Source organism: Nocardia sp. 2TAF39 (genome assembly GCF_052114905.1).
Lineage (GTDB): Bacteria > Actinomycetota > Actinomycetes > Mycobacteriales > Mycobacteriaceae > Nocardia.
Genome location: NZ_JBFRFQ010000123.1, coordinates 1 through 1,854 on the forward strand (window position 1 = coordinate 1; position 1,854 = coordinate 1,854).

A 1,854-nucleotide genomic window follows, 5' to 3' on the forward strand; every position below is an offset into this window, starting at 1 on the left:
GATCGCTTCGAAGACGCTCGGGTCGACCAGGGTGGAGGTGTCGCCGAGTTCGCGTCCTTCGGCGATGTCGCGTAGCAGGCGGCGCATGATCTTGCCGCTGCGGGTTTTGGGTAGTTCCGGTACGACGTGGATCTGTCTGGGGCGTGCGATCGGGCTGATTTCTTTGGATACTTCGGCTTTGAGTTCGTCGACCAGTTCGGTTCCGGTGTTTTCGGTGTCGGCGGTGAGGATGACGAAGGCGACGATGCCTTGGCCTGTGGTGGCGTCGCTGGCGCCGACGACGGCGGCTTCGGCGACGCCGCTGTGTCCGACGAGGGCGGATTCGACTTCGGCGGTGGAGATGCGGTGGCCGGAGACGTTCATGACGTCGTCGACGCGGCCGAGTACCCACAGGTCGCCGTCGGTGTCGAGGGTGGCGCCGTCGCCGGCGAAGTACCAGCCTTGTTCGGCGAAGCGCGCCCAGTAGGTTTCGCGGAAGCGTTCCGCGTCGCCCCAGATACCGCGCAGCATGGACGGCCATGGTTGGTCGAGCACGAGGTAACCCACGACCGCGGAGCGGTCCGCGGTCTCGGTCTCGGGATCGGTCTGGGGTTGGTGTAGCGGGTTGCCGTCCTCGTCGACCACCTGCGCGGAGATGCCGGGGAGCGGGGTCATCGCGGCGCCGGGTTTGGTGGCGGTGACGCCGGGTAGCGGGGAGATCATGATGGCGCCGGTTTCGGTTTGCCACCAGGTGTCCACGATCGGGGTGCGGTTGCCGCCGATCACCTCGCGGTACCAGCGCCAGGCTTCGGGGTTGATCGGTTCGCCGACCGATCCGAGCAGCCGCAGCGACGACAGGTCATGGGCGGCGGGAATTTCTCGTCCCCATTTCATGAAGGTGCGTACCAGGGTCGGKGCGGTGTAGTAGATGGTGACACCGTATTTTTCGATGATTTCGAAGTGCCGGTGTTCGTTGGGCGAGTTGGGGGTGCCTTCGTAGACGACCTGGGTGGCGCGGTTGGCGAGTGGCCCGTAGACGATGTAGCTGTGTCCGGTGACCCAACCGATGTCGGCGGTGCACCAGTAGATGTCTTGTCCGGGTTTGTGGTCGAAGACGGTGTGGTGGGTGTAGGAGGTTTGGGTGAGGTAACCACCGGTGGTGTGCAGGATGCCTTTGGGTTTCCCGGTGGTGCCGGAGGTGTAGAGGATGAACAAGGGGTGCTCGGCGTCGAAGGGCTGCGCCTGGTGCTGCGGGGACGCGTCGGTGACGGTGTCGTGCCACCACAGGTCGCGGCCCTCGGTCCAGGGCACTTCGATACCGGTGCGGCGCACCACGAGCACATGCTCGACGCTGGACGGCGCATCGCCGTGGGCGTACAGCGCTTCGTCGACGGCCTCCTTCAGCGGTGCGGGTTTGCCGCGGCGCCACTGTCCGTCGGTGGTGATGATCAGCCGGGCGCTGGCGTCCTCGACCCGCTGCCGCAGGGCGGTGGGGGAGAATCCGGCGAACACGACCGAGTGGGTCAGACCCAGGCGCGCGCAGGCGAGCATCGAGACGATGGCCTCGGGCACCATCGGCATGTAGATGGCTACCCGGTCGCCCGCACGCAACCCGAGCTCGGTCAGAAAGTTGGCCGCCCGACACACTTCATCGCACAGCTGCGCGTAGGTGATGGTGCGGGAATCGCCGGGTTCGCCCTCCCAGTGGATGGCGACCTGGTCACCGTGTCCGTCCAGGACGTGCCGGTCCACGCAGTTGTAGGCGACGTTGAGCGTGCCACCGACGAACCACCTCGCCACCGGCGCGGCACTCCAGTCCAGCACCTGGTCGAACGATCGATACCAGTGCAGCCGATCGGCCTGCTCGCCCCAGAA

At 66.2% G+C, this 1,854-nt stretch carries 1 protein-coding gene; it reads right to left on the reverse strand.

Annotation, left to right across the window (positions count from 1 at the left end):
- The coding region (acs, locus tag AB4Z47_RS30570) for an acetate--CoA ligase (RefSeq protein WP_441956171.1) at positions 1-1,854 on the reverse strand (1,854 nt) is incomplete at both ends.